At 75.0% G+C, this 19,963-nt stretch carries 20 protein-coding genes and 1 pseudogene; 9 read left to right on the top strand and 12 right to left on the bottom strand.

The features are described from left to right. Positions 1-64 precede the first annotated feature (64 nt). Genes LUW75_RS06790 through LUW75_RS06780 form a run of 3 tightly spaced genes read right to left on the bottom strand, consistent with a single transcriptional unit; the run spans position 65 to position 3,105 of the window. On the bottom strand, positions 65-1,198 hold the full coding sequence (locus LUW75_RS06790; RefSeq protein WP_250334815.1) for an Mrp/NBP35 family ATP-binding protein: 1,134 nt from the start codon (positions 1,196-1,198) through the stop codon (positions 65-67). A gap of 43 nt (positions 1,199-1,241) precedes the next feature. Next, a complete protein-coding gene (locus LUW75_RS06785; RefSeq protein ID WP_250334814.1) occupies positions 1,242-1,835 on the bottom strand; it encodes a DUF1003 domain-containing protein in 594 nt (197 codons plus the stop codon). After that, positions 1,825-3,105, bottom strand: coding sequence for a magnesium transporter MgtE N-terminal domain-containing protein (locus LUW75_RS06780; protein WP_250334813.1), 1,281 nt, complete (start codon positions 3,103-3,105; stop codon positions 1,825-1,827). Before LUW75_RS06780 ends, LUW75_RS06785 begins: the two co-directional genes overlap by 11 nt. Before the next feature lie 232 nt (positions 3,106-3,337). Between LUW75_RS06780 and LUW75_RS06775 the strand changes: the two genes are divergently transcribed. Then, entirely contained in the window at positions 3,338-4,060 is a 723-nt protein-coding gene (locus LUW75_RS06775; protein ID WP_250334812.1) for a hypothetical protein, read from the top strand. A 161-nt stretch (positions 4,061-4,221) separates the two neighbouring features. On the opposite strand, the gene LUW75_RS06770 is transcribed toward LUW75_RS06775, so the two are convergent. Together LUW75_RS06770 and LUW75_RS06765 are read right to left on the bottom strand one after the other, a co-directional pair. Next, complete coding sequence (locus LUW75_RS06770; protein ID WP_250334811.1) at positions 4,222-4,737, bottom strand: hypothetical protein; 516 nt, start codon at positions 4,735-4,737, stop codon at positions 4,222-4,224. 28 nt (positions 4,738-4,765) lie between these two features. Beyond that, entirely contained in the window at positions 4,766-5,884 is a 1,119-nt protein-coding gene (locus LUW75_RS06765) for a magnesium and cobalt transport protein CorA (RefSeq protein WP_250334810.1), read from the bottom strand. 507 nt (positions 5,885-6,391) lie between these two features. On the opposite strand from LUW75_RS06765, the gene LUW75_RS06760 reads away from it, so the two are divergent. The 4 genes and pseudogenes from LUW75_RS06760 to LUW75_RS06745 all read left to right on the top strand — a co-directional run bounded on the left by LUW75_RS06760 (position 6,392) and on the right by LUW75_RS06745 (position 9,415). Then, the gene (locus LUW75_RS06760) at positions 6,392-6,994 is read left to right on the top strand and encodes a suppressor of fused domain protein (protein WP_250334809.1); all 603 of its coding nucleotides are present in this window, start codon (positions 6,392-6,394) and stop codon (positions 6,992-6,994) included. A gap of 94 nt (positions 6,995-7,088) precedes the next feature. Continuing rightward, on the top strand, positions 7,089-7,727 hold the full coding sequence (locus tag LUW75_RS06755) for a DUF6758 family protein (protein WP_250334808.1): 639 nt from the start codon (positions 7,089-7,091) through the stop codon (positions 7,725-7,727). Between the two features lie 105 nt (positions 7,728-7,832). Next, a pseudogene (locus LUW75_RS06750) lies at positions 7,833-8,692 on the top strand (PHP domain-containing protein). A 117-nt stretch (positions 8,693-8,809) separates the two neighbouring features. Then, positions 8,810-9,415 (top strand): MarC family protein, encoded by a 606-nt coding sequence (locus LUW75_RS06745; RefSeq protein ID WP_250334807.1) that lies wholly within the window; start codon positions 8,810-8,812, stop codon positions 9,413-9,415. Between the two features lie 85 nt (positions 9,416-9,500). On the opposite strand, the gene LUW75_RS06740 is transcribed toward LUW75_RS06745, so the two are convergent. Next, complete coding sequence (locus LUW75_RS06740; protein WP_250334806.1) at positions 9,501-9,653, bottom strand: hypothetical protein; 153 nt, start codon at positions 9,651-9,653, stop codon at positions 9,501-9,503. Between the two features lie 201 nt (positions 9,654-9,854). On the opposite strand from LUW75_RS06740, the gene LUW75_RS06735 reads away from it, so the two are divergent. Continuing rightward, complete coding sequence (locus LUW75_RS06735) at positions 9,855-10,688, top strand: NYN domain-containing protein (protein ID WP_250337573.1); 834 nt, start codon at positions 9,855-9,857, stop codon at positions 10,686-10,688. Here the strand turns inward: LUW75_RS06735 and LUW75_RS06730 are convergent. Both LUW75_RS06730 and LUW75_RS06725 read right to left on the bottom strand, forming a co-directional pair. Beyond that, a complete protein-coding gene (locus tag LUW75_RS06730; RefSeq protein ID WP_250334805.1) occupies positions 10,673-11,551 on the bottom strand; it encodes an alpha/beta fold hydrolase in 879 nt (292 codons plus the stop codon). The two genes, LUW75_RS06735 and LUW75_RS06730, sit on opposite strands and share 16 nt — an antisense overlap. Positions 11,552-11,689: 138 nt before the next feature. Next, positions 11,690-13,423 carry a DEAD/DEAH box helicase gene (locus tag LUW75_RS06725; protein WP_250334804.1) on the bottom strand — a complete coding sequence of 578 codons (1,734 nt, stop codon included), beginning with the start codon at positions 13,421-13,423 and terminating at the stop codon, positions 11,690-11,692. Between the two features lie 494 nt (positions 13,424-13,917). On the opposite strand from LUW75_RS06725, the gene LUW75_RS06720 reads away from it, so the two are divergent. After that, positions 13,918-14,652 carry a ferritin-like fold-containing protein gene (locus LUW75_RS06720; protein WP_250334803.1) on the top strand — a complete coding sequence of 245 codons (735 nt, stop codon included), beginning with the start codon at positions 13,918-13,920 and terminating at the stop codon, positions 14,650-14,652. Between the two features lie 31 nt (positions 14,653-14,683). Here the strand turns inward: LUW75_RS06720 and LUW75_RS06715 are convergent, their stop codons facing one another. The 4 genes from LUW75_RS06715 to LUW75_RS06700 form a co-directional block, all read right to left on the bottom strand. Further along, complete coding sequence (locus LUW75_RS06715; protein WP_250334802.1) at positions 14,684-14,953, bottom strand: hypothetical protein; 270 nt, start codon at positions 14,951-14,953, stop codon at positions 14,684-14,686. Between the two features lie 159 nt (positions 14,954-15,112). After that, positions 15,113-15,340 (bottom strand): DUF3107 domain-containing protein, encoded by a 228-nt coding sequence (locus LUW75_RS06710; RefSeq protein WP_250334801.1) that lies wholly within the window; start codon positions 15,338-15,340, stop codon positions 15,113-15,115. A 129-nt stretch (positions 15,341-15,469) separates the two neighbouring features. Then, the gene (locus tag LUW75_RS06705) at positions 15,470-16,111 is read right to left on the bottom strand and encodes a TetR/AcrR family transcriptional regulator (RefSeq protein WP_250334800.1); all 642 of its coding nucleotides are present in this window, start codon (positions 16,109-16,111) and stop codon (positions 15,470-15,472) included. Between the two features lie 190 nt (positions 16,112-16,301). Continuing rightward, entirely contained in the window at positions 16,302-16,547 is a 246-nt protein-coding gene (locus LUW75_RS06700; protein WP_250334799.1) for a hypothetical protein, read from the bottom strand. A 124-nt stretch (positions 16,548-16,671) separates the two neighbouring features. On the opposite strand from LUW75_RS06700, the gene LUW75_RS06695 reads away from it, so the two are divergent. Together LUW75_RS06695 and LUW75_RS06690 are read left to right on the top strand one after the other, a co-directional pair. Next, positions 16,672-17,646, top strand: coding sequence for an alpha/beta fold hydrolase (locus LUW75_RS06695; RefSeq protein WP_250334798.1), 975 nt, complete (start codon positions 16,672-16,674; stop codon positions 17,644-17,646). A gap of 265 nt (positions 17,647-17,911) precedes the next feature. Continuing rightward, a complete protein-coding gene (locus tag LUW75_RS06690) occupies positions 17,912-19,120 on the top strand; it encodes a DUF3152 domain-containing protein (RefSeq protein WP_349816399.1) in 1,209 nt (402 codons plus the stop codon). Positions 19,121-19,963 lie beyond the last annotated feature (843 nt).

Below are 19,963 nucleotides of genomic sequence, written 5' to 3'. Positions count from 1 at the left end.
CGCCCCGCACGGGGCGGCGCCCCTCCGGCGCGCCCCGCGGCCGTGGGCCCGGGGCGCGGACGCCTCAGAACTTGTTGCGCGGCGTGATGCCCAGGGACATGCCCGCGAGGCCCCGCTGGCGTCCGCCGAGCTTGCCCGCGATGGCGCGCAGCGCCGCGCCGGCCGGGGAGCCGGGGTCGGACAGCACGACGGGCCGGCCCTCGTCGCCGCCCTCCCGCAGCCGTACGTCGATCGGGATCGAGCCGAGCACCGGCACCGTCGCGCCGGTCGTCCGCGTCAGCCCGTCCGCGACCCGCTGGCCGCCGCCGGTGCCGAACACGTCGACCATCTCGCCGCAGTGGGGGCACGGCAGGCCCGACATGTTCTCCACCACGCCGACGATCTTCTGGTGGGTCTGCACGGCGATCGAGCCGGCCCGCTCCGCCACCTCGGCCGCCGCCTGCTGCGGCGTGGTGACGACGAGGATCTCGGCGTTCGGCACCAGCTGCGCCACGGAGATCGCGATGTCGCCCGTGCCCGGCGGGAGGTCCATCAGCAGCACGTCCAGGTCGCCCCAGTAGACGTCCGCGAGGAACTGCTGGAGCGCCCGGTGCAGCATCGGGCCGCGCCACACGACCGGGGCGTTGCCGGGGGTGAACATGCCGATCGAGATGACCTTCACGCCGTTCGCGGACGGCGGCATGATCATGTTCTCGACCTGGGTGGGCCGCCCGTCCGCGCCCAGCATGCGGGGCACGCTGTGGCCGTAGATGTCGGCGTCCACGACGCCGACCTTCAGCCCGTCGGCGGCCATCGCGGCGGCGAGGTTCACCGTCACCGACGACTTGCCGACGCCGCCCTTGCCGGACGCCACCGCGTACACGCGGGTCAGCGAGCCGGGCTTCGCGAAGGGCACCTCGCGCTCGGCGGTCGTGCCGCGCAGCGCGGCGGCGAGCTCCCTGCGCTGCTCGTCGCCCATGACGTCCAGCGACACGTCGACGCGGGTGACGCCCTCGACGCGGGAGACCGCCTCGCTCACGTTCTTCGTGATCGTCTCGCGCATCGGGCAGCCGGAGACCGTCAGGTACACGGTCACGGCCACCGCGCCGTCCGCCCCGACCTCGACTGACTTGACCATGCCGAGTTCGGTGATCGGTCGGTGGATCTCGGGGTCGTTCACCGTCGCCAGTGCTTCGCGCACCGCGTCTTCCGTCGTCATACGGACGATGGTACGGCGCCCACCGCGGCCCCCGGAAAGCCCGTCAGCGGTCGCCTTCGTCACTCCGCGGCGGCGCGGCCGGCGGGAATACGGCCCCCCGGCCCTCCAGCTCCTTCACCAGGTCCTCCAGCTCGGAGCGGATCCAGTCGCGGGTGGCGACCTCGCCGAGGCCCATGCGCAGTGCCGCGACCTCCCGCGTCAGGTACTCGGTGTCGGCGATCGACCGCTCGTTCTGCGCCCGGTCCTGCTCCAGGTTGACCCGGTCCCGGTCGTCCTGCCGGTTCTGCGCGAGCAGGATCAGCGGCGCCGCGTACGACGCCTGGAGCGACAGCATCAGGGTGAGGAAGATGAACGGGTACGGGTCGAAGCGCAGCGCGGCCGGCATGGCGATGTTCCAGGTCAGCCATGCGATGATGACCCCCGTCATCCACACGATGAAGCGGCCCGTGCCGAGGAACCGGGCGATCCGCTCCGACAGCCGCCCGAACGCCTCCGGGTCGTACTCCGGCAGCAGCCTCGGCCGCCGTACGCGCGGCTGGTCCAGCGGCTGGTCGAGCCGGGCGCGCGGCACGGCGCGCTCCCGCTGGCCGGCGCGGTCGCGCCCGGCGCCCCGTTCCGGGAGGCGGTCAGGCCCCATGCGCGGCCTCCCGCTCCGTCTCCGGGCCGAACTCCGTCTCCCGCCAGTCCTCCGGCAGCAGGTGGTCCAGCACGTCGTCGACGGTGACGGCGCCGAGGAGCGACCCGCCGTCGTCGACGACCGGCGCCGCGACCAGGTTGTACGCGGCGAGGTGGCTGGCCACGGAGGGCAGCGGGGTGCCGGGCGGCAGCGGTTCCAGGTCCGTGTCGACGATCGCGGAGACCAGGGTGAACGGAGGGTCCCGCAGCAGCCGCTGGAAGTGGACCGTCCCGAGGAACTTCCCGGTCGGCGTCTCGTCGGGCGGCCGGCACACGTACACCTGCGCGGCCAGCGCGGGGGAGAGATCCTGCTGGCGGACGCGGGCGAGGGCGTCCGCCACCGTCGCGTCCGGCCGCAGCACGATCGGCTCGGTCGTCATCAGCCCGCCCGCCGTGCGCTCCTCGTACGACATCAGCCGCCGCACGTCCGCCGCGTCGTCCGGGCGCATCAGGGTGAGCAACCGTTCCTTCTCCTCCTCCGGCAGTTCCGACAGCAGGTCCGCGGCGTCGTCCGGGTCCATGGCCTCCAGGACGTCCGCGGCGCGCTCCGCCTTCAGCTTGCCGAGGATCTCGACCTGGTCGTCCTCGGGCAGCTCCTCCAGCACGTCGGCCAGCCGGTCGTCGTGGAGGGCGGCGGCGACCTCGGCGCGGCGCTTGGGCGTCAGGTGGTGCAGGGCGTTCGCCAGGTCGGCGGGGCGCATCCGCTCGAACGTGGCGACCAGGTTCTCCGCGCCCTGCGCGTCCTCCTCCAGGGAGAAGCCGGTGACCGCCGACCACTCGACGGTCAGCGTCTCGCCCCTGCGGCGGAGCGCCCCCCGGCCGCCGCGCCGCACGAAGACCCGGTCGACCTCCCAGTCCCGCCGGGCGGGCAGCCGGCTCATCGCCACGTCGAGGACGGTCACCTCGTCGCCGCCGTCGACCAGCCGGACCCGCCGGTCGAGGAGCTCGCCGAGGACGAGGCGCTCGGTGGGGCGCTGCTCGAAGCGGCGGACGTTGAGGACCCCGGTCGTGATCACCTGGCCGGACTCCACCCCCGTCACCCGGGTCATCGGCAGGAAGATCCTGCGGCGTCCGATCACCTCCACGACCAGCCCCAGCACCCGGGGCGGGCGGCGTCCCACGCGGAGCATGGCGACGAGGTCGCGCACCCGGCCCACCTGGTCGCCGCCCGGGTCGAAGACCGGTGCCCCGGCGAGGTGCGAGACGAAGATCCGGGCGGCGCCTGCTGCCATGTCCCGCGCCTCCTCCCATCCACACGACCGCCGTCGACATGCAGCTTGTGCCCGCAGTCAGGTGATTCAGGCTAGCCGGTCACGGTTCGGGCCGCCCGGGCAGGGCGTCCGTCCGGCTCCGTTCGGAGGGCGCGATCCCGCCCGGTACGCTGCGGTCGGCCGTCCCCCCGTGAAACACTGAGAGGCAGCGCTGGTGACCGCTCTCCGCCCGGTTCGGCGTACCCGACGCGTCATGCTCCCCCTCGCCCTCTGCCTCGGGCTGGCCGCGGCGCTGACCGCCTGCGCGGAGGACCCGGACGAGGGGACCAACGGGGTCGGCAGGCTCCCGGCGAACGAGATCGAGGACAAGGCCCGCGCCGCCGCCGACGGCGCCGTGTCGGTGCGCCTCGCGGGCTCCCTGGTCAGCAAGTCCGGCACGTACCGGCTGAACATGCGCCTCAAGGCCCGGGGCGCGACCGGTTCCGTCACCACCCGGAAGTCCACGTTCGAGCTGCTGCGCGTGGGCGACGCCCTCTTCCTGAAGGCCGGCGCGGCGTTCTGGCGGCACGCGCAGGACTCCGAGGAGCCGACCGAGTCGGACATCGAGGCGGCGGACAAGCTGGACGGCAAGTACGTCAAGGTCCCGCAGGACGACCCCTCGTACAAGCACCTGCGCGGCTTCACCGAGATGAACGTCCTGCTGAAGGGCCTGCTCACGGTCCACGGCGAGGTCCGCAAGGGCGACCGCGACAAGGTCGGCGGGGTCCGCACCATCGAGGTCGCGGGCGGTGAGCACGGCGAGGGCGGCACCCTGGACGTGTCCCTGGAGGGCACGCCGTTCCCGCTGCAGTTCGCCCGCGGCGGCGGCGGGGGCGTGGTGGTCCTGTCGGACTGGAACGAGGACTTCCCGCTGGTGGAGCCGGAGAAGGAGGACATCCTCGACTACGGCCGCCAGCTGCCCCGCACCAGCGGCTGAGCCCCCTCTCCGCGGCCCGCCCCGCCGCCCGGCGCCCCCGGGCCACCCGCGCCCTCGGGCCCCGCTCGCGGCCCGGGAGGCACCCCGCCCCTCCCTCCCGGCGGCCCGACCGGCTCCGCCCACGGGACGGTGACGCCCCCGCCCCGGCCCCCGGCCAGCGGTCAGCGGCGCTTCCTCCGCTTCAGCAGCAGGCTCGGCAGGGCCGCCGGGACCGGTTCGCGGGTGGTGGCCGGGGTCGGCAGCGGCACCGCCGCCAGGGAGCCCCGCGGCAGGTCCGTGACCGCCTCGCGGGGCGTCAGCCGCAGCAGCCGGCACTCGCGGGCCCACCGCTCGGTCATCGTCTCCGCGTCGGGCGCGTTCAGCCGCTTGCCCTTCAGCTCGTCCGCCGCCGCGCGCCACTCCTCCGAGCCGGGCGCCAGTTCGGCGACCGCCGCCGACCACGCCACGACCCGGCCGCCCTTGTCCTTGCTGCGCACGGTGACCCCGGCCACCGCCCCGTCGGCGAGCCCCGACGGCAGCGGCTGCTCACCGGGGCCGTCGCCGACGACGTGCGCGGCGCCCTCGTACCACACGTGCCACAGCGCCCGCGCCGGCCCGTCGCCGCGCACCCAGACGAGGCCGGACTTCCTGGTGGCCTCCTCGACGAGGGCGCGGGCGAGCAGCGAGTCGTCAGTCATGCCCGCAGCTTAGCCAGCGGGAAGGCCCCTACAGCCAGCCGTTGCGCTTCAGGGTGCGGTGGATCGCGAAGCAGGTGCCGATGATGGCGGTGAGCACCATCGGGTAGCCGTACCTCCACTGGAGCTCCGGCATGTGGTCGAAGTTCATGCCGTACACGCCGCACACCGCCGTCGGCACGGCGATGATCGCCGCCCAGGAGGTGATCTTGCGCATGTCCTCGTTCTGCGCGACCGTCGCCTGCGCGAGGTTGGCCTGGAGGATGGAGTTCAGCAGCTCGTCGAAGCCCACGACCTGCTCCTGCACCCGGGCCAGGTGGTCGGCGACGTCCCGGAAGTACTTCTGGATGTCCGGGTCGACCAGCCGCATCGGCCGCTCGCTCAGCAGTTGCAGCGGACGCGCCAGCGGGGTCACGGCCCGCTTGAACTCCAGCACCTCGCGCTTCATCTGGTAGACGCGGCCCGTGTCCGTACCGCGCGTGCCGCCCTTCGCCGGCGGCGAGAAGACGTCGATCTCGATCTGGTCGATGTCGAGCTCCACGGCGTCCGCGACCGCGATGTACCCGTCCACCACGTGGTCGGCGATGGCGTGCAGGACCGCCGAGGGCCCTTTCGCCAGCAACTCCGGGTCCGACTCCAGCCGGTGCCGCAGGTTGCGCAGCGAGCCCTGCCCGCCGTGCCGGACGGTGATGACGAAGTCCCGGCCGGTGAAGCACATCAGCTCGCCGGTCTCCACCACCTCGCTCGTCGCGGTCAGCTCGGCGTGCTCCACGTAGTGGATCGTCTTGAAGACCGCGAACAGCGTGTCGTCGTACCGCTCCAGCTTCGGCCGCTGGTGGGCGTCGACCGCGTCCTCCACGGCCAGCGGGTGCAGTCCGAACTCGGCCGCGATGCCCGCGAATTCGGACTCCGTCGGCTCGTGCAGCCCGATCCACGCGAAGCCGCCGTCCTCCCGGACGCGCCGCATCGCCTCGCGCGGCGTCAGGCGGCCGCCGCCCTCCAGGCGCCGTCCCTCGCGGTACACGGCGCAGTCGACGACGGCGGTCGAGGCGGAGGGGTCGCGGGTCGGGTCGTAGGCGTTGTACGGCGAGGCGCTGCGCTTGCGCAGCGACGGGCGTACGACGGCGCGCAGGTCACGGATCATCGACATGGCGGGCTCCTTCACGCGGGAAGCCGTCGGCGGGGCCCGGCACAACCCGGAACGGGGACGTGGCGTTGCGTACGTCCGCGAAGCGGGCGGCACCGCGGTTCGCAGGACGGCGTTCGCGGTTCGCTACAGACGGGCGGGGGCGAGGCGCTCTTCCAGCGTGCGCGGTGCCCGGCGTGCGGAGAACGGGCCGGAACGCCTCAGACGCCCGTGCGGAGGGCCGTACGGGAGGTGGGGCGTGCGCGGGGGGTGCGCGGCGGGAGCTGCCCGCGCGGCGCGGAAGAGCGGCTGGTACTGCACGGTCGACTTCGATCCACCGCAGCCCCACCTCCTCCGGCCGGTCCCCCGTGGGGGATGACGTGTCGTCGGGACCGGAAGGAGCTCCGTCAGCTGCCGCTGGGAAGCGGAGCACCTCCACCACCTGCTGTCCCGACCAGCGGCCCACACTATCAGCCGACTGATGGTCAATCTCTTTGCCTACCCGTTCGATGCGCGATCTATGCTCCCCGTATGGAAAAAGTTCTCGCGCTCGTCGAGGCGCGGCTCCGCTCGTCGCTCGGCGAACCGGACGCGCGGGCTTCCGTCACCTTCCTCGGCGCGGACCGGGTCGAGGTGCTGCGCTTCACCGGCGTCGAGGACGGCGGCGGCCGCCCGGTCGTCCGGTACGCCACCCTCGGGATGTCGGCGCGGCCCATGGCCGACCCGACGGACCCGGTCGCCGACCCGGTGCGCGGTCCGCGCGCGGAGCTGCTCCTCACCGTGGGGGCCGGGGCCGCCGACACCGACAAGGTGCTCCGCCCGCTCGCCGTGCTGGCCGCCTCGCCGCAGGTGGAGGGGGTCGTCGTCGCCCCGGGCGCGTCCCTGGACGTGGGGGAGCCGCTGTGGCCGGGCGCGCCGTTCACATCCGTGCTCGTCGGGGAGCCCGGCGGACTGGTGCCGGACCTGGAGCCGGACGGCGGGACGGACCCGGTGCGGTTCCTGCCGCTGCTGCCGATGACGCCCGTCGAGGCGGCGTGGAAGCGGGTGCACGGCGCGCGGGCGCTGGAGGAGCGCTGGCTCGCCGCCGGGACCGACCTGCGGGACCCGCGGCGGGCCCCGGTCCGCCTCGACTGAGCCCGCCCCGCCGCGCCCGGCGGGCGGCGGGGCGGCACACCGGACGGGTGATCGTCCTTGACGCGGCGGCGGCGGCGGAGGACCGTTGAACGCTATGAGGGGCGAACCCAGTTGCCCGAAGTGCGGAGGCCGGGTCCGGGCGCCCGGTCTCTTCTCCGACCGCTGGCAGTGCGGGGCGCACGGCGCGGTGTACCCGCTGCAGCCCGTGGTGCCCCCCAGCCTGGAGGCGCTGCACGTCGCCGTGAACCGGGCGCGGGTCCCCGTCTGGATGCCGTGGCCGCTGCCCGTCGGCTGGCTCTACACGGGCGTCGCCTACGCGGGTGACGACCGCAGCGGCGGCCGCGCCACCGCCGTCGCCTGCTCCGGTCCGGGGCCGCTCGGCGGCGTGGGGGAGCTGCTGCTGGTCGCGGAGGAGCTGGGGGTGGGGCTCGGCGCCCGGTACGCCGGACTGGACGGCCCCGATCCGGGCCCCCACCTGTGCGTCGACGAGGCCCCGCACGCCAAGGTCCTCGCCGGCGGCCGGCTGACGCCGCTGTGGCACGTGGGCGGCGTCCCCGAGGGGCGGGCCGTCTTCGCGGGCGAGGCGCGCGGCCTGTGGCTGTGGGCGATCGCCTGGCCGGAGCACTCCGGGCTCCTGCTCTACGACGAGCTGGTCCTCACCGACCTGCGCGAGGCGGGGCCCGAGGTCGACATGGTGCCCTGCGGGGCGCTCTCCCCGCGCCTGCTCTCCTGACGGCCGCCCCGGCCGGGCGGCGGCCCGTTCGTCCGGGCATGGTCGGTTTGGGGGGCGGTTATCCTTGGGTGTCCCCTGTCCGCAGCGAGCCCTGGAGCCTGTGCCGTGCGCATCGACCTGCACACCCACTCCACGGCGTCGGACGGCACGGACACCCCCGCCGACCTGGTGCGCGCCGCGGCCGCGGCCGGCCTCGACGTGGTCGCGCTGACCGACCACGACACCACGCGGGGCCACGCCGAGGCGCTGGCGGCCCTCCCCGGGGGCTGGCGCTGGTGACCGGGGCCGAGCTGTCCTGCCGCGTCGACGGAGTCGGCGTCCACATGCTGGCGTACCTCTTCGACCCGGACGAGCCCGAGCTGGCGCGGGAGCGCGAACTGGTGTGCGACGACCGGGTGCCGCGGGCCCGCGCGATGGTCGACAGGCTCCGGGAGCTGGGCGTGCCCGTCACCTGGGAGCGCGTCGCCGCCATCGCGGGCGACGGCTCCGTGGGCCGCCCGCACGTCGCGCAGGCCCTGGTCGAGCTGGGCGTCGTACCGGACGTGTCCGCCGCGTTCACCCCCGAGTGGCTGGCGGACGGCGGGCGCGCGTACGTCGAGAAGCACGAGCTGGACCCGTTCACTGCGGTCCGTCTGGTCAAGGCGGCCGGCGGGGTGGCCGTCCTGGCGCACCCCGGCGCCGCCAAGCGCGGCCGCACGGTGTCCGACTCCGTGATCGCCGACCTCGCCGCGCACGGGCTCGACGGCGTCGAGGTCGACCACATGGACCACGACGCGCCGACCCGCGCCCGGCTGCGCGGCCTGGCCGGCGAGCTCGGACTGCTGACCACCGGCTCCAGCGACTACCACGGCGGCCGCAAGACCTGCCGTCTCGGTGACTTCACCACCGACCCGGAGGTCTACGGCGAGATCACGCGCCGGGCGACCGGCGCCTTCCCGGTGCCGGGCACCGGCGGACGCCCGTAGCGGGCCCGCTGCTCTGCACCCTCCGTCCCTTTCACCCCACCCCGTCCCGTCCCGGCGGGTCGCGCCGCGGCGCGACCCGCCGCGCACCACCCCTCCCCTCCTCCGCAAGGCCTCACCGTGTTCGACGTCGCCGTCTTCGGCTCCCTCTTCCTGACCCTCTTCGTCATCATGGATCCCCCCGGGATCACCCCGATCTTCCTCGCTCTGACCTCCGGGCGGGCCGCCAAGGTGCAGCGGCGGATGGCCTGGCAGGCCGTGGCCGTCGCCTTCGGCGTGATCACCGTGTTCGGCATCCTGGGCCAGCAGATCCTGGCCTACCTCCACGTCTCCGTGCCCGCCCTGATGATCGCGGGCGGGCTGCTCCTGCTGCTCGTCGCGCTCGACCTGCTCACCGGCAAGACCGACGAGCCCAAGCAGACCAAGGACGTGAACGTCGCCCTCGTCCCGCTCGGCATGCCGCTGCTCGCGGGCCCCGGCGCGATCGTCTCGGTGATCCTCGCCGTCCAGCACGCGGACGGTCCGGGCGGGCAGGTGTCGGTGTGGGCGGCGATCGTCGCGATGCACCTGGTGCTGTGGCTGACCCTGCGGTACTCGCTGGTGATCATCCGCGTGATCAGGGACGGCGGCGTGGTGCTGGTGACCCGGCTCGCCGGGATGATGCTCTCCGCGATCGCCGTGCAGCAGATCATCAACGGGGTGACGCAGACGATCCAGGCCGCCTGACCGCCGCCCGGGCGCACGGCCGCGCCCCCGTACGATCCGTACGGGGGCGCGGCGCCCTGCTCCCACCCTCCTCCCGCCGGAGGAACTACGAGGCGGCGGTTTCCGCCGGGCGGATGTAGAGCCGCTGGCCGGTCGCGGCGGCCTGCCGCACGATGCGGTTGACGGAGGCCGCGTCCACGACGGTGCTGTCGACGGCGGCGCCGTCGACGTCGTCGAGCCGCATGATCTCGAAGCGCATGGCTTCTCCCTTCGTCGGATCGGTGTGATGACATCTGCAACGATGTACAACCGTTGAAACATTCCCTACGCTAAATAAATTTTTCGATTGCCTAAAGAGGGGCGGCCGGCGGCCCGGCGGCCCGAGGCGGACAATGAGGTCCCTGTGAACGACGAGGACATCGCCCAGCGCCTGGAGCACACCAACGAGCTCCTGCGGCGGATGCTGGCCGAGGTCGCCAAGACACCTTCGACGCACGCCATCTTCGTCGACGCCGGCTACGTCTACGCCTCCGCCGGACTGCTGGTCGCCGGCACCGAGGACCGCCGCTCCTTCGACCTGGACGCCGAGGGCCTCATCGACGCCTTCATCGACACCGCCCGCGCGATCTTCGCGGACAGCAGGCTGCTGCGCGTCTACTGGTACGACGGCGCCCGGCGCCGCATCCACACCGCCGAGCAGCAGGCCATCGCCGAGCTCCCCGACGTGAAGGTCCGCCTCGGCAACCTCAACGCCAACAACCAGCAGAAGGGCGTCGACTCCCTCATCCGCTCCGACCTGGAGTCACTCGCCCGCCACCGCGCCATCAGCGACGCCGCGCTCGTCGGCGGCGACGAGGACCTGGTCTCCGCCGTGGAGGCCGCGCAGGGCTACGGGGCGCGGGTCCACCTGTGGGGCGTCGAGTCCGCGGAGGGCCGCAACCAGGCCGAGGCGCTGCTGTGGGAGGTCGACAGCGCCCGCGTCTTCGACCTGGACTTCTGCCGCCCGTACGTCACCCGGCGGCCCGTGACGACGTACGAGAGCGAGGGCGAGCCGCCGCCGTCGCGCGACGAGGTGCGGTTCGTGGGCGCGCGGATCGCCGCGACGTGGCTGGCGGAGCGGGGCGCCGAGGGGCTGGCCGAGCTGCTGCCCGGCCGCCCCTACCTGCCCGGCTCCGTCGACCAGGACCTCCTGGTGGAGGCCGAACGGCTGCTGGGCCGTTCCCTGCGCGGCCACGCCGTGCTCCGCCGCGCGCTGCGGGACGGGTTCTGGCAGCACCTTCAGTCGCGGTTCTGAACGGGGTGGGCGTCCCAGAACGCCGCCACCGCCGCCGCCGTCTCGACGGGCCGGTCGGTGTTGGGGGAGTGCTCGGCGCCCGCGATCCGCGTGCGGCGCGCGCCCAGCCGCTCGGCCATCGCGTCCAGCAGGGGCACCGGCCAGGTGTCGTCCCGTTCGCCGGACACGACGTGCACGGGCAGCGGCGGGTCCAGCGCGGCCAGCTCGGCGACGCGGTCCGGCTCGGTGACGAGCTGCCGCCCCGTCGCCAGGAGCTGGGCGGGATTGTGGCGCAGCCAGCGGCGGCGCAGGTCCTCGCGGTCGCCGCGCAGCGGGTCGCCGACGTCCTCCGGAGGGTCCAGGGCCCGCATCGCCCGCCACACCCGGCCCATGTCCATGGCGCCCAGCGCGTCGCTCAGCAGGCCGATCCTCCGCCGCTGCCCCGGGGCGACCCCGGCGGGACCGGAGGAGACCAGGGTGAGCGTACGGAACGGCGCCCGGTCCTCCAGGGCCGCGGCCCGTGCGATCTGCCCGCCCAGCGAGTGGCCCAGCAGGTGGACCGGTTCCCCGCCCCCGACGGCCCCGGCCTGCGCCAGCACGTCCAGGGCCAGCTCGCGACGCGCGTACGCCTCCCGGTGGCTCGGCCCCGACGTCTCGTACTGCCCCCGCCCGTCGACGGCGACCACCCGGTACCCGGCGCCCGTGAGGGGCTCCAGCATGGCGATGAAGTCCTCCTTGCTGCCCGTGTACCCGGGCAGCAGCAGGGCGGTGCCCCTGGCCGGCCCGGAGGGAGCGGCGTCCAGTACGGCGAAGGGCCCCCGCGCGGTCCGCAGCGGACGGGCCCGGGCGCAGGGGGGAGGGACGAAGGTGGGCGGCCGGCTCATGCCCCGAGGCTAACGGCACGGGGTCCGGCCCGCGGCCCGGCCGGGACGGCGGCGGCCCCTCCCGGCCGGCGCGGCGACGGGCCGGGTACGCGGAGGGCCCCGCCGTCCCGGTGACGGCGGGGCCCTCCGGCCGGTCGCTCAGGCATCGGCGGAAACCGCCGCCTTGCGGGTGCGGCGCCTCGGCCCGGCCTCGGACGCCTGCTCCGGCACCGTCACGGTGTCGGCGGACGCGGCGGTCCTGCGGGTGCGGCGGCGGGGCTTGGTCTCGGTTTCGGTGGCGGGGGCCGCTTCGGTCGCCGGGGTTTCGGTGATCGCGGTGTCGGCGGTCCTGCGGGTGCGGCGGCGGGGCTTGGTCTCCGCTTCGGGCGCCCGGCCCTCGGCGGTGTCCGCGGCCTCGCCCGCCTCCGGGGCGGTCCGCGCGGCCTGGACGGCGGCCTCCGCGGCGGGCGCCGCACCCGCACGGGTACGGCGGCGGCGACGGGGGGCGCGGCGCTCGGCCGGGGCCTCCTCGCCGCCCGCGACGTCGGCGGCGGGCGCCTGCGGTGCGGCCGTGCCGTCGGCGGCGGTTTCGTCCAGAGGGGCGCCGCCGCGCGTACGGCGGCGCTGCCGCGGGGTGCGGGGGCGCTCGGCGGGCTCCGGGCGCTCCTCGTCGCGGCGACGGCCGCGCGGCTTGCGCCCGCCCGGCTCGCCCAGGTCCTCCAGCTCCTCCGCGCCCAGTCCGGCCCGGGTCCGCTCGGCACGGGGCAGGACGCCCTTGGTGCCCTCGGGGATGTCCAGGTCGGCGAAGAGGTGCGGGGAGGTGGAGTACGTCTCGACCGGGTCGTGGAAGTCCAGCTCCAGCGCCTTGTTGATCAGCTGCCAGCGCGGGATGTCGTCCCAGTCCACCAGGGTGATCGCCGTACCGTGCGCCCCGGCGCGGCCCGTGCGGCCCACGCGGTGGAGGTAGGTCTTCTCGTCCTCCGGCGACTGGTAGTTGATCACGTGCGTGACGCCCTCGACGTCGATGCCGCGCGCGGCCACGTCGGTGCAGACCAGTACGTCGACCTTGCCGTTGCGGAAGGCGCGCAGCGCCTGCTCGCGGGCGCCCTGGCCCAGGTCGCCGTGGACGGCTCCGGACGCGAAGCCGCGCCGTTCCAGCTGCTCGGCGATGTCGGCCGCGGTGCGCTTCGTACGGCAGAAGATCATCGCCAGCCCGCGGCCGCGGGCCTGCAGGATGCGGGCGACCATCTCCGGCTTGTCCATGGAGTGCGCGCGGTAGACATGCTGCTTGATGTTGGCGACGGTCGCGCCCTCGTCGTCCGGCGCGGTGGCGCGGATGTGCGTGGGCTGCGACATGTAGCGGCGGGCGAGGCCGATCACGGCGCCCGGCATGGTCGCCGAGAACAGCATGGTCTGGCGCTTCGCCGGGAGCATGTTGATGATCCGCTCGACGTCGGGCAGGAAGCCCAGGTCGAGCATCTCGTCGGCCTCGTCCAGCACGAGCGTGCGGACGTGCGACAGGTCGAGCTTCCGCTGCCCGGCCAGGTCGAGCAGGCGGCCCGGCGTGCCGACGACCACGTCGACGCCCTTGCGCAGGGCCTCGACCTGGGGTTCGTAGGCGCGGCCGCCGTAGATCGCCAGGACGCGGACGTTGCGCACCTTGCCGGCGGTGAGCAGGTCGTTGGTGACCTGCGTGCACAGCTCCCGGGTCGGGACGACCACGAGGGCCTGCGGCGCGTCCGTCAGCTGGTCGGGGCGGGCGCGGCCGGCCTCGACGTCGGCGGGGACGGTGACGCGGTCCACCAGGGGGAGGCCGAAGCCGAGGGTCTTGCCCGTACCGGTCTTGGCCTGGCCGATGACGTCCGTCCCGGACATGGCGACCGGGAGGGTCATCTCCTGGATCGGGAACGGCGTGACGATGCCGACGGCCTCCAGGGCCTCGGCGGTCTCGGGGAGGATCCCGAGCTCTCGGAAAGTCGTGGGCTGCTCGGTCGTAGTCAGGGTGTCGCCTCTTCTGTGAGACGCGGCATGAGGCGAACGCTGGGGGTCTTACCGCGCCGGATGACTCTCCGGCCGCAGACCGCGAGATCACAGCCGGGTGGCGCGGGACCACTGCCGTCGCTCGAGCGTCATGCCGCTGAGGGCCCCTCATGTGCGAAGGCGCACCGAGGGCTGTCGGGTCGGAGCCGATCGGGCCACCGACCGGGCATCCTCATTCATGAAACGGCCCCTCGGACAGGCGCGGAAAGCGTCCGCGTGCTCGACAGGCTCCTTACCACTGTACCCCGGAATCGCGCAGGTGCGTCGGGACGATTCACGAGGAGGGCGATGTCACACCCGTCGACCGGGCCCTCGGGGGGCCGGGCCGGCGGGCTATTGTGCGCTCCATGGAGACGCCTGACAACGCCACCGCCCCCGAAGGACCGACCGGGATCGCCGCCCTCGACTGGGCCGGCGCCTCCGCCGACCCGCAGTACCGCGCGGCCGTCGTGGACCTGCTCGGCGCGCTCGCCTACGGGGAGCTGGCGGCCTTCGAGCGGCTCGCGGAGGACGCGAAGCTCGCGCCGACGCTCGCCGACAAGGCGGAGCTGGCGAAGATGGCGTCCGCCGAGTTCCACCACTTCGAGCGGCTGCGCGACCGGCTGGCCGCCGTCGACGTGGAGCCGACCGCCGCGATGGAGCCGTTCGCGAGGGCACTGGACGACTTCCACCGCCAGACGGCGCCGTCGGACTGGCTGGAGGGCCTGGTCAAGGCGTACGTGGGGGACTCGATCGCCAGCGACTTCTACCGGGAGGTGGCCGTCCGGCTCGACTCCGACACGCGCGCGCTGGTCCTGGCCGTGCTGGACGACACGGGGCACGGGAACTTCGCCGTGGAGAAGGTGCGCGCCGCGATCGAGGCCGACCCGCGCGTGGGCGGCCGCCTCGCGCTGTGGGCGCGGCGGCTGATGGGCGAAGCCCTGTCGCAGGCCCAGCGCGTCGTGGCGGAGCGGGACGCGCTGTCGACGATGCTGGTCGGCGGCGTCGCCGGCGGGTTCGACCTGGCGGCGGTCGGGGAGATGTTCTCGCGGATCACCAAGGCGCACACGAAGCGCATGGCGGCCCTGGGCCTCGCGGCCTAGGGGGCGTCCGCCGGGCGGTCGGCGGCGCGGATCACGCCGCCGCCGACCGCCGCAGGCGGCGTGCCGGGGGCCGGATCAGCAGGGACAGCAGTACGGCGCTGACGGCGGCCGCCCCGAGGAGCGTGCCGAGCACCAGGCCGGGGCCGAGCGCGGAGTGCGCGACGAACGCACCGAACAGCGCGCCGAGCACACCGGTCACCAGCACCGTACGGCGCGGTGGGAGCCGGTCGGCCAGCCGCCGGAGGGCGGCCCAGGACAGGGCGAGTCCCAGCAGGACGGAGCCGAGGGCTTCCCAGAGCACAGCATCACCTCGCGGATCCGACGGGGCGGGCGGAGCGGTCGTACCCGTCCTACCCGACCCGTCCGGAGGACAACCCTCCCGCGGTGGAGGGGCCGCGCACGGCAGGAGGCCCGGCGGGGACGACGCCCCCGCCGGGCCTCCTGCCCCTGCGTCACCTCGTCACAGCGCGCCGAAGCCCACCCGGCGCGTCGCCGGCTCGCCGATCTCCACGTAGGCGAGCCGGTCCGCCGGGACGAGCACCTTGCGGCCCTTGTCGTCCGTCAGGCTGAGCAGCTGCGCCTCGCCGGACAGCGCCTCGGCCACCGCGCGCTCGACGTCCTCGGCGGACTGCCCGCTCTCCAGAACGATCTCCCGGGGCGCGTGCTGCACGCCGATCTTGACCTCCACGGCTATGTCCCTCCGAACGGTCAGCGTTGCGCGATCACCGCGCCGTACGCTGCACACATTAGCCCGGAGAGGCGACGCGCCACGGCCCGGCGTCGCACGCCAGGAGCGAACAGCGCCGCGCCGCCCGGCTCAGTGGCCCTCGGCCCCGTGCAGCGGGAACCCGGCGATGCCGCGCCACGCCAGGGAGGTCAGCAGCTGTACGGCCTTGTCGCGCGGGACCGGGGAGTCGCTCGCCAGCCAGTGCCGTGCCACGACCTGCGCGACGCCGCCCAGGGCGACGGCCAGGAGCATCGACTCGTCCTTCGACAGCCCCGTGTCACCGGCGATCACGTCGGAGATCGCCTCGGCGCACTGCAGGGACACCCGCTCGACGCGCTCGCGCACCGCGGGTTCGTTCGTCAGGTCCGACTCGAACACCAGCCGGAACGCCCCGCCTTCGTCCTCCACGTACGCGAAGTAGGCGTCCATCGTGGCGGCCACGCGCTGCTTGTTGTCCGTCGTCGAGGCCAGCGCCGTCCGGACGGAGTGGAGCAGCGACTCGCAGTGCTGGTCGAGCAGGGCCAGGTACAGCTCCAGTTTGCCGGGGAAGTGCTGGTACAGGACCGGCTTGCTGACACCCGCCCGCTCGGCGATGTCGTCCATCGCCGCCGCGTGGTACCCCTGGGCGACGAACACCTGCTGGGCCGCGCCCAGCAGCTGGTTGCGTCGGGCTCGGCGCGGCAGGCGGGTGCCCCTCGGGCGCGTCGCCTCTGTCTGCTCGATGGCTGTCACGCCGCCTCCCAAAATCGATCCAAGTGCACTGTGCGCCGCGTCGGCCATCCTACTTTTGGGTAATCCGGCCGTGCGGGGTGCGGACGCAGAATTTCACGTACCGGATGGCGGCGGTAGCCGAACGTTCGAACACGAACGGGCCGGCCACCGCCGCACCCCCGACCTGCGGGAACGACGGGGACGCCCCCTCTCACTCGCCGTCGCGGTAGTCGTCCTCGTCCAGTGCCACCACCCGGGCCTGCTCCACGGCGTCCGCCTCGTTCGCCGTGCCCGGGTCGATGCGCGACAGCGGATCGTCCGACTGCTGCCGGAGCTCCGCGTGCTGTTCGGCCGCGTCCGCCTCCGGGGTCTCCTCGTCCAGTGCGGCGGTGCCGGTCGCGCCGTTCTCCCGGGCCAGCTCCGCCAGCGTCTCGGGATCGGTGGGGTCGACGGTCATGAGCTCCCCTTTCTCACGGGCTTCTGCCCTCGCTACGAGCCTAGAAGGTCCCCCCTGTCGACGCTATGCGATCTGTGACGGCGAACACACCGCCCCGGACGTGATCGTCTCGTAACATTGCCGCATGTCCTCGACCGAGCTTCCCGCGTCCTCCGCCGCGGCGCCTCGCGCGCACGCCGTGCGGATCGCGGAGGGGGAGTGCCTGCGCTCCGTGGAGCTCCCGGGTCTGACGCTGAACGTGCGCCGCCGCTCCGGCGCGCCCGGCGGGGCGCCCGCGTTGTACGTGCACGGGTTCGGCGGCTCCTCGCAGAACTGGTCGGCGCTGATGCCGCTCCTGGAGGACGTCCTGGACGGGGACGCCGTCGACCTGCCCGGCTTCGGCGCCTCCCCGCCGCCCGGCGACGGCGACCACTCGGTGGCGGGCCACGCCCGCGCCGTCGTCCGCCTCCTCGACGCCGAGGCCCGCGGCCCCGTCCACCTCCTCGGCAACTCCCTGGGCGGTGCCGTCGCCACGCGCGTCGCGGCCGTCCGCCCCGACCTGGTCCGCACCCTGACCCTCGTCTCGCCCGCCCTGCCCGAGCTGCGCGTCCAGCGCGCCGCGTGGCCCATGGCGATGCTCGCCCTCCCCGGCGCGGCGCGGCTGCTCGCCCGCTTGACCGGGCAGTGGACGGCCGAGCAGCGCGTGCGGGGCGCGCTCGCCCTCTGCTACGGCGATCCCGGCAGGGCCACGGACGAGGGGCTGCTGGCCGCGATCGAGGAGATGGAGCACCGCCTGAGGCTCCCGTACTTCTGGGACGTGACGGCCCGTTCGGCGCGCGGCATCGTCGAGGCCTACACTCTGGGCGGCCAGCACAATCTGTGGCGGCAGGCGGAACGGGTCCTGGCGCCGACGCTCCTCGTGTACGGGGGACGGGACCGGCTCGTGTCGTACCGCACGGCGCGCAGGGCCGCCGCGACCTTCCGGGACGCGAGGCTGCTCACGCTTCCGGAGGCCGGTCACGTGGCGATGATGGAGTACCCCGAGGCGGTCGCCCGGGCGGTGCGCGAGCTGATCGCCGACCGGGACGGCGACGGCCGGGGCGACGGGGCGAGGAGCTGACACGGGGCGTGGGACGACACAGCCGCAAGGGCCCCGCCCCCACCCCCCCGGGAGGCGGACGACAGGACCACCGCGACCGCACCCGGCGGCGGCCGCCGCCGCAGGGAGGCGCCGGCGGGGGAGGGGGACGCACGGGAGCGGCGGGCCGCTCCTCCCCTCCCGCGGGAGGAGCCGGCGGCCCCACCCCACCGGCCCCCCCGGGGACCCGGCCCCGCGGCAGTACGGGTACGGCTACGGCCTCGCGACCCCGCCGCACGGCACCCCCGTGCACGCCCCCTCCCGCGACGTGCGGGGCGGGCACCCCGAGCAGCGCGAGCCGGGCGGCGGCTGGGGCGGCGCCCCGTACGGGGCCGGGACGCCCCGGCCGGGCATCGCGCAGAGCCCGCCGCGCGCCCCGGGACCGCGCCGGGAGTTCGTCGAGGCGTTCGACGCCCCGGCGGCGCCGGGCGCCCGCGAGGCCTCCGCCCGCCCGGCCGGCGACCCTTCCGCCGGGACGGCCGGGCCGCAGGGCCCCCCGGCCGGCGGCCCGGGGGCCGGAGCGGCGGACACGGCCGGTTCCGGCGCTGACGGGAGCCGGGGCGACGGCGACCGGGACGGCGACCGGGACGGCGACCGCGGCGGCGGCGACCGCGGCGGGACGCAGGCCGCGGGCCGGGGCCGTACGCTCACCGGGATCGCCGCGGCCGCCGTCGTCACCGTCCTCGCGGTCGTCGTCACCGGCCAGGTCGGCGACGCCCGGCAGCGGGACCGGGCGGACCGGGCCGTCGACGCGCCCGGCAGGGGCGCGGCCGACGACGCCGCCTCCCGCTCCGACCAGCGGACCACCCCGCCGCGGGCCGCCCCCTCGCGGCCCGCGGCGCCCGCCGGGCCGGCGACGTACGAGCAGCTGATGGCCCGGCAGTTCCCCCTCGACCCCGCGATGAAGGGGTCCGGGGAGTTCGAGGCCGTCCCCGGGACGGACAGGGCGCCCGGCGGGGGACGGAAGTTCCGGTACCGCGTCGACGTGGAGAAGGGGCTCGGGCTCGACGGCAGGCTGTTCGCCCGGGCCGTGCAGGAGACCCTCAACGACGACCGCAGCTGGGCGCACGGCGGCGCTATGACCTTCGAGCGGATCTCCACCGGCAAGCCCGACTTCGTCGTCACGCTGGCCAGCCCGGGGACGACCGGCGTCTGGTGCGCCAAGTCCGGGCTCGACACGACCGTCGACAACGTCTCCTGCGACTCCGCCGCCACCGACCGCGTCATGATCAACGCCTACCGGTGGGCGCAGGGCGCCGAGACCTTCGGTCCCGGGGCGATGCTCGCCTACCGGCAGATGCTCATCAACCACGAGGTCGGCCACCGCCTCGGCCACAACCACCGCACCTGCCAGACCCCCGGCGCGCCGGCGCCGGTGATGCAGCAGCAGACCAAGTCGCTGGAGATCGACGGCGTCAGGTGCCGCCCCAACCCCTGGGCCTACCCGGGCGACTGACGCCCCGCCACCCGGGTGGGTCGTCACGGAAGGTGACGGGGTGCGGTCTTAGCGCAGCAGAACGCCGACGGCGTGCGAAAGTCACGCCCATTCACCCCTTCCGGTGGCGTGACGGACAACCGTCCGGCGCGCCGCCCGCCCGCCCGCTTACGGTCGTCCCGCCGTGGAGTCGCCGAACCGACGGCGCCGTCCACGAAGGAGATCGGGGGTGTACTCGTGCGGATCGGACTGCTCGCGGAGGGCGGGCGCCCGTACGCCTCGGGCGGGTCCGGACCCTGGCGCGACCGGCTCGCAGCAGGGCCGGCTTCCCGGTACGGAGCCTCCGGGCTCGGGCCCTTCCGGCACGCGGCTTCCCGGTCCGGGCCCTTCCGGCACGCGGCCTTCCGGCACGCGGCTTCCCGGCACGCGGCCTTCCGGCACGCGGCCTTCCGGCACGCGGCTTCCCGGTCCGGGGCCTTCCGGTCCGGGGCCGGTGTCCGGGTGCCGGGCCGCCGCGACCCGGGCGCGCCCCGGAGCGCACCCGACGCCTCCCCGGCGACCGTCCGGCGTCCGTCGGCCGGCCGGAGGGCACCCCGCTCCCCCGGCGCTCGACCGGTACGGCGTGGACGGGCCGGACGCGGTCGGCCCGCGCCGTGCCGCGCCGGGCGGCGCGGTGGAGCCGCCCCGCCTGCTGGCCAAACGCTTCTTCGGTGCTCCGCCGCTGGTCACGGAGGACCGTGTACGACCGTGCACATACCGCCCGACAGCCGGCCGCACGACCCCGCGGCCCCTCCGCCCCGCCGCACCGGGCCGCCGGGCGGCGTCCGCGCGGCCCGTGGCGGTACGGCCCGCGCCTGCTCGGTC

The sequence above is a fragment of the Streptomyces sp. MRC013 genome (assembly GCF_023614235.1).
Lineage (GTDB): Bacteria > Actinomycetota > Actinomycetes > Streptomycetales > Streptomycetaceae > Streptomyces.
The sequence above is the reverse complement of the archived record's forward strand: the minus strand, read 5'-3'. Positions and strand labels throughout refer to the sequence as shown.

Coding starts and splice junctions, on each gene's coding strand:
- LUW75_RS06755 (WP_250334808.1), top strand. CDS start 7,089: ATGAGGGGCGAACCCAGTTGCCCGAAGTGCGGAGGCCGGGTCCGGGCG.
- LUW75_RS06695 (WP_250334798.1), top strand. CDS start 16,672: ATGTCCTCGACCGAGCTTCCCGCGTCCTCCGCCGCGGCGCCTCGCGCG.
- LUW75_RS06700 (WP_250334799.1), bottom strand. CDS start 16,547: ATGACCGTCGACCCCACCGATCCCGAGACGCTGGCGGAGCTGGCCCGG.
- LUW75_RS06775 (WP_250334812.1), top strand. CDS start 3,338: ATGCTCCCCCTCGCCCTCTGCCTCGGGCTGGCCGCGGCGCTGACCGCC.
- LUW75_RS06760 (WP_250334809.1), top strand. CDS start 6,392: ATGGAAAAAGTTCTCGCGCTCGTCGAGGCGCGGCTCCGCTCGTCGCTC.
- LUW75_RS06780 (WP_250334813.1), bottom strand. CDS start 3,105: ATGGCAGCAGGCGCCGCCCGGATCTTCGTCTCGCACCTCGCCGGGGCA.
- LUW75_RS06720 (WP_250334803.1), top strand. CDS start 13,918: ATGGAGACGCCTGACAACGCCACCGCCCCCGAAGGACCGACCGGGATC.
- LUW75_RS06725 (WP_250334804.1), bottom strand. CDS start 13,423: ATGACCCTCCCGGTCGCCATGTCCGGGACGGACGTCATCGGCCAGGCC.
- LUW75_RS06770 (WP_250334811.1), bottom strand. CDS start 4,737: ATGACTGACGACTCGCTGCTCGCCCGCGCCCTCGTCGAGGAGGCCACC.
- LUW75_RS06790 (WP_250334815.1), bottom strand. CDS start 1,198: ATGACGACGGAAGACGCGGTGCGCGAAGCACTGGCGACGGTGAACGAC.
- LUW75_RS06785 (WP_250334814.1), bottom strand. CDS start 1,835: ATGGGGCCTGACCGCCTCCCGGAACGGGGCGCCGGGCGCGACCGCGCC.
- LUW75_RS06730 (WP_250334805.1), bottom strand. CDS start 11,551: ATGAGCCGGCCGCCCACCTTCGTCCCTCCCCCCTGCGCCCGGGCCCGT.
- LUW75_RS06765 (WP_250334810.1), bottom strand. CDS start 5,884: ATGTCGATGATCCGTGACCTGCGCGCCGTCGTACGCCCGTCGCTGCGC.
- LUW75_RS06735 (WP_250337573.1), top strand. CDS start 9,855: ATGCTGGCCGAGGTCGCCAAGACACCTTCGACGCACGCCATCTTCGTC.
- LUW75_RS06740 (WP_250334806.1), bottom strand. CDS start 9,653: ATGCGCTTCGAGATCATGCGGCTCGACGACGTCGACGGCGCCGCCGTC.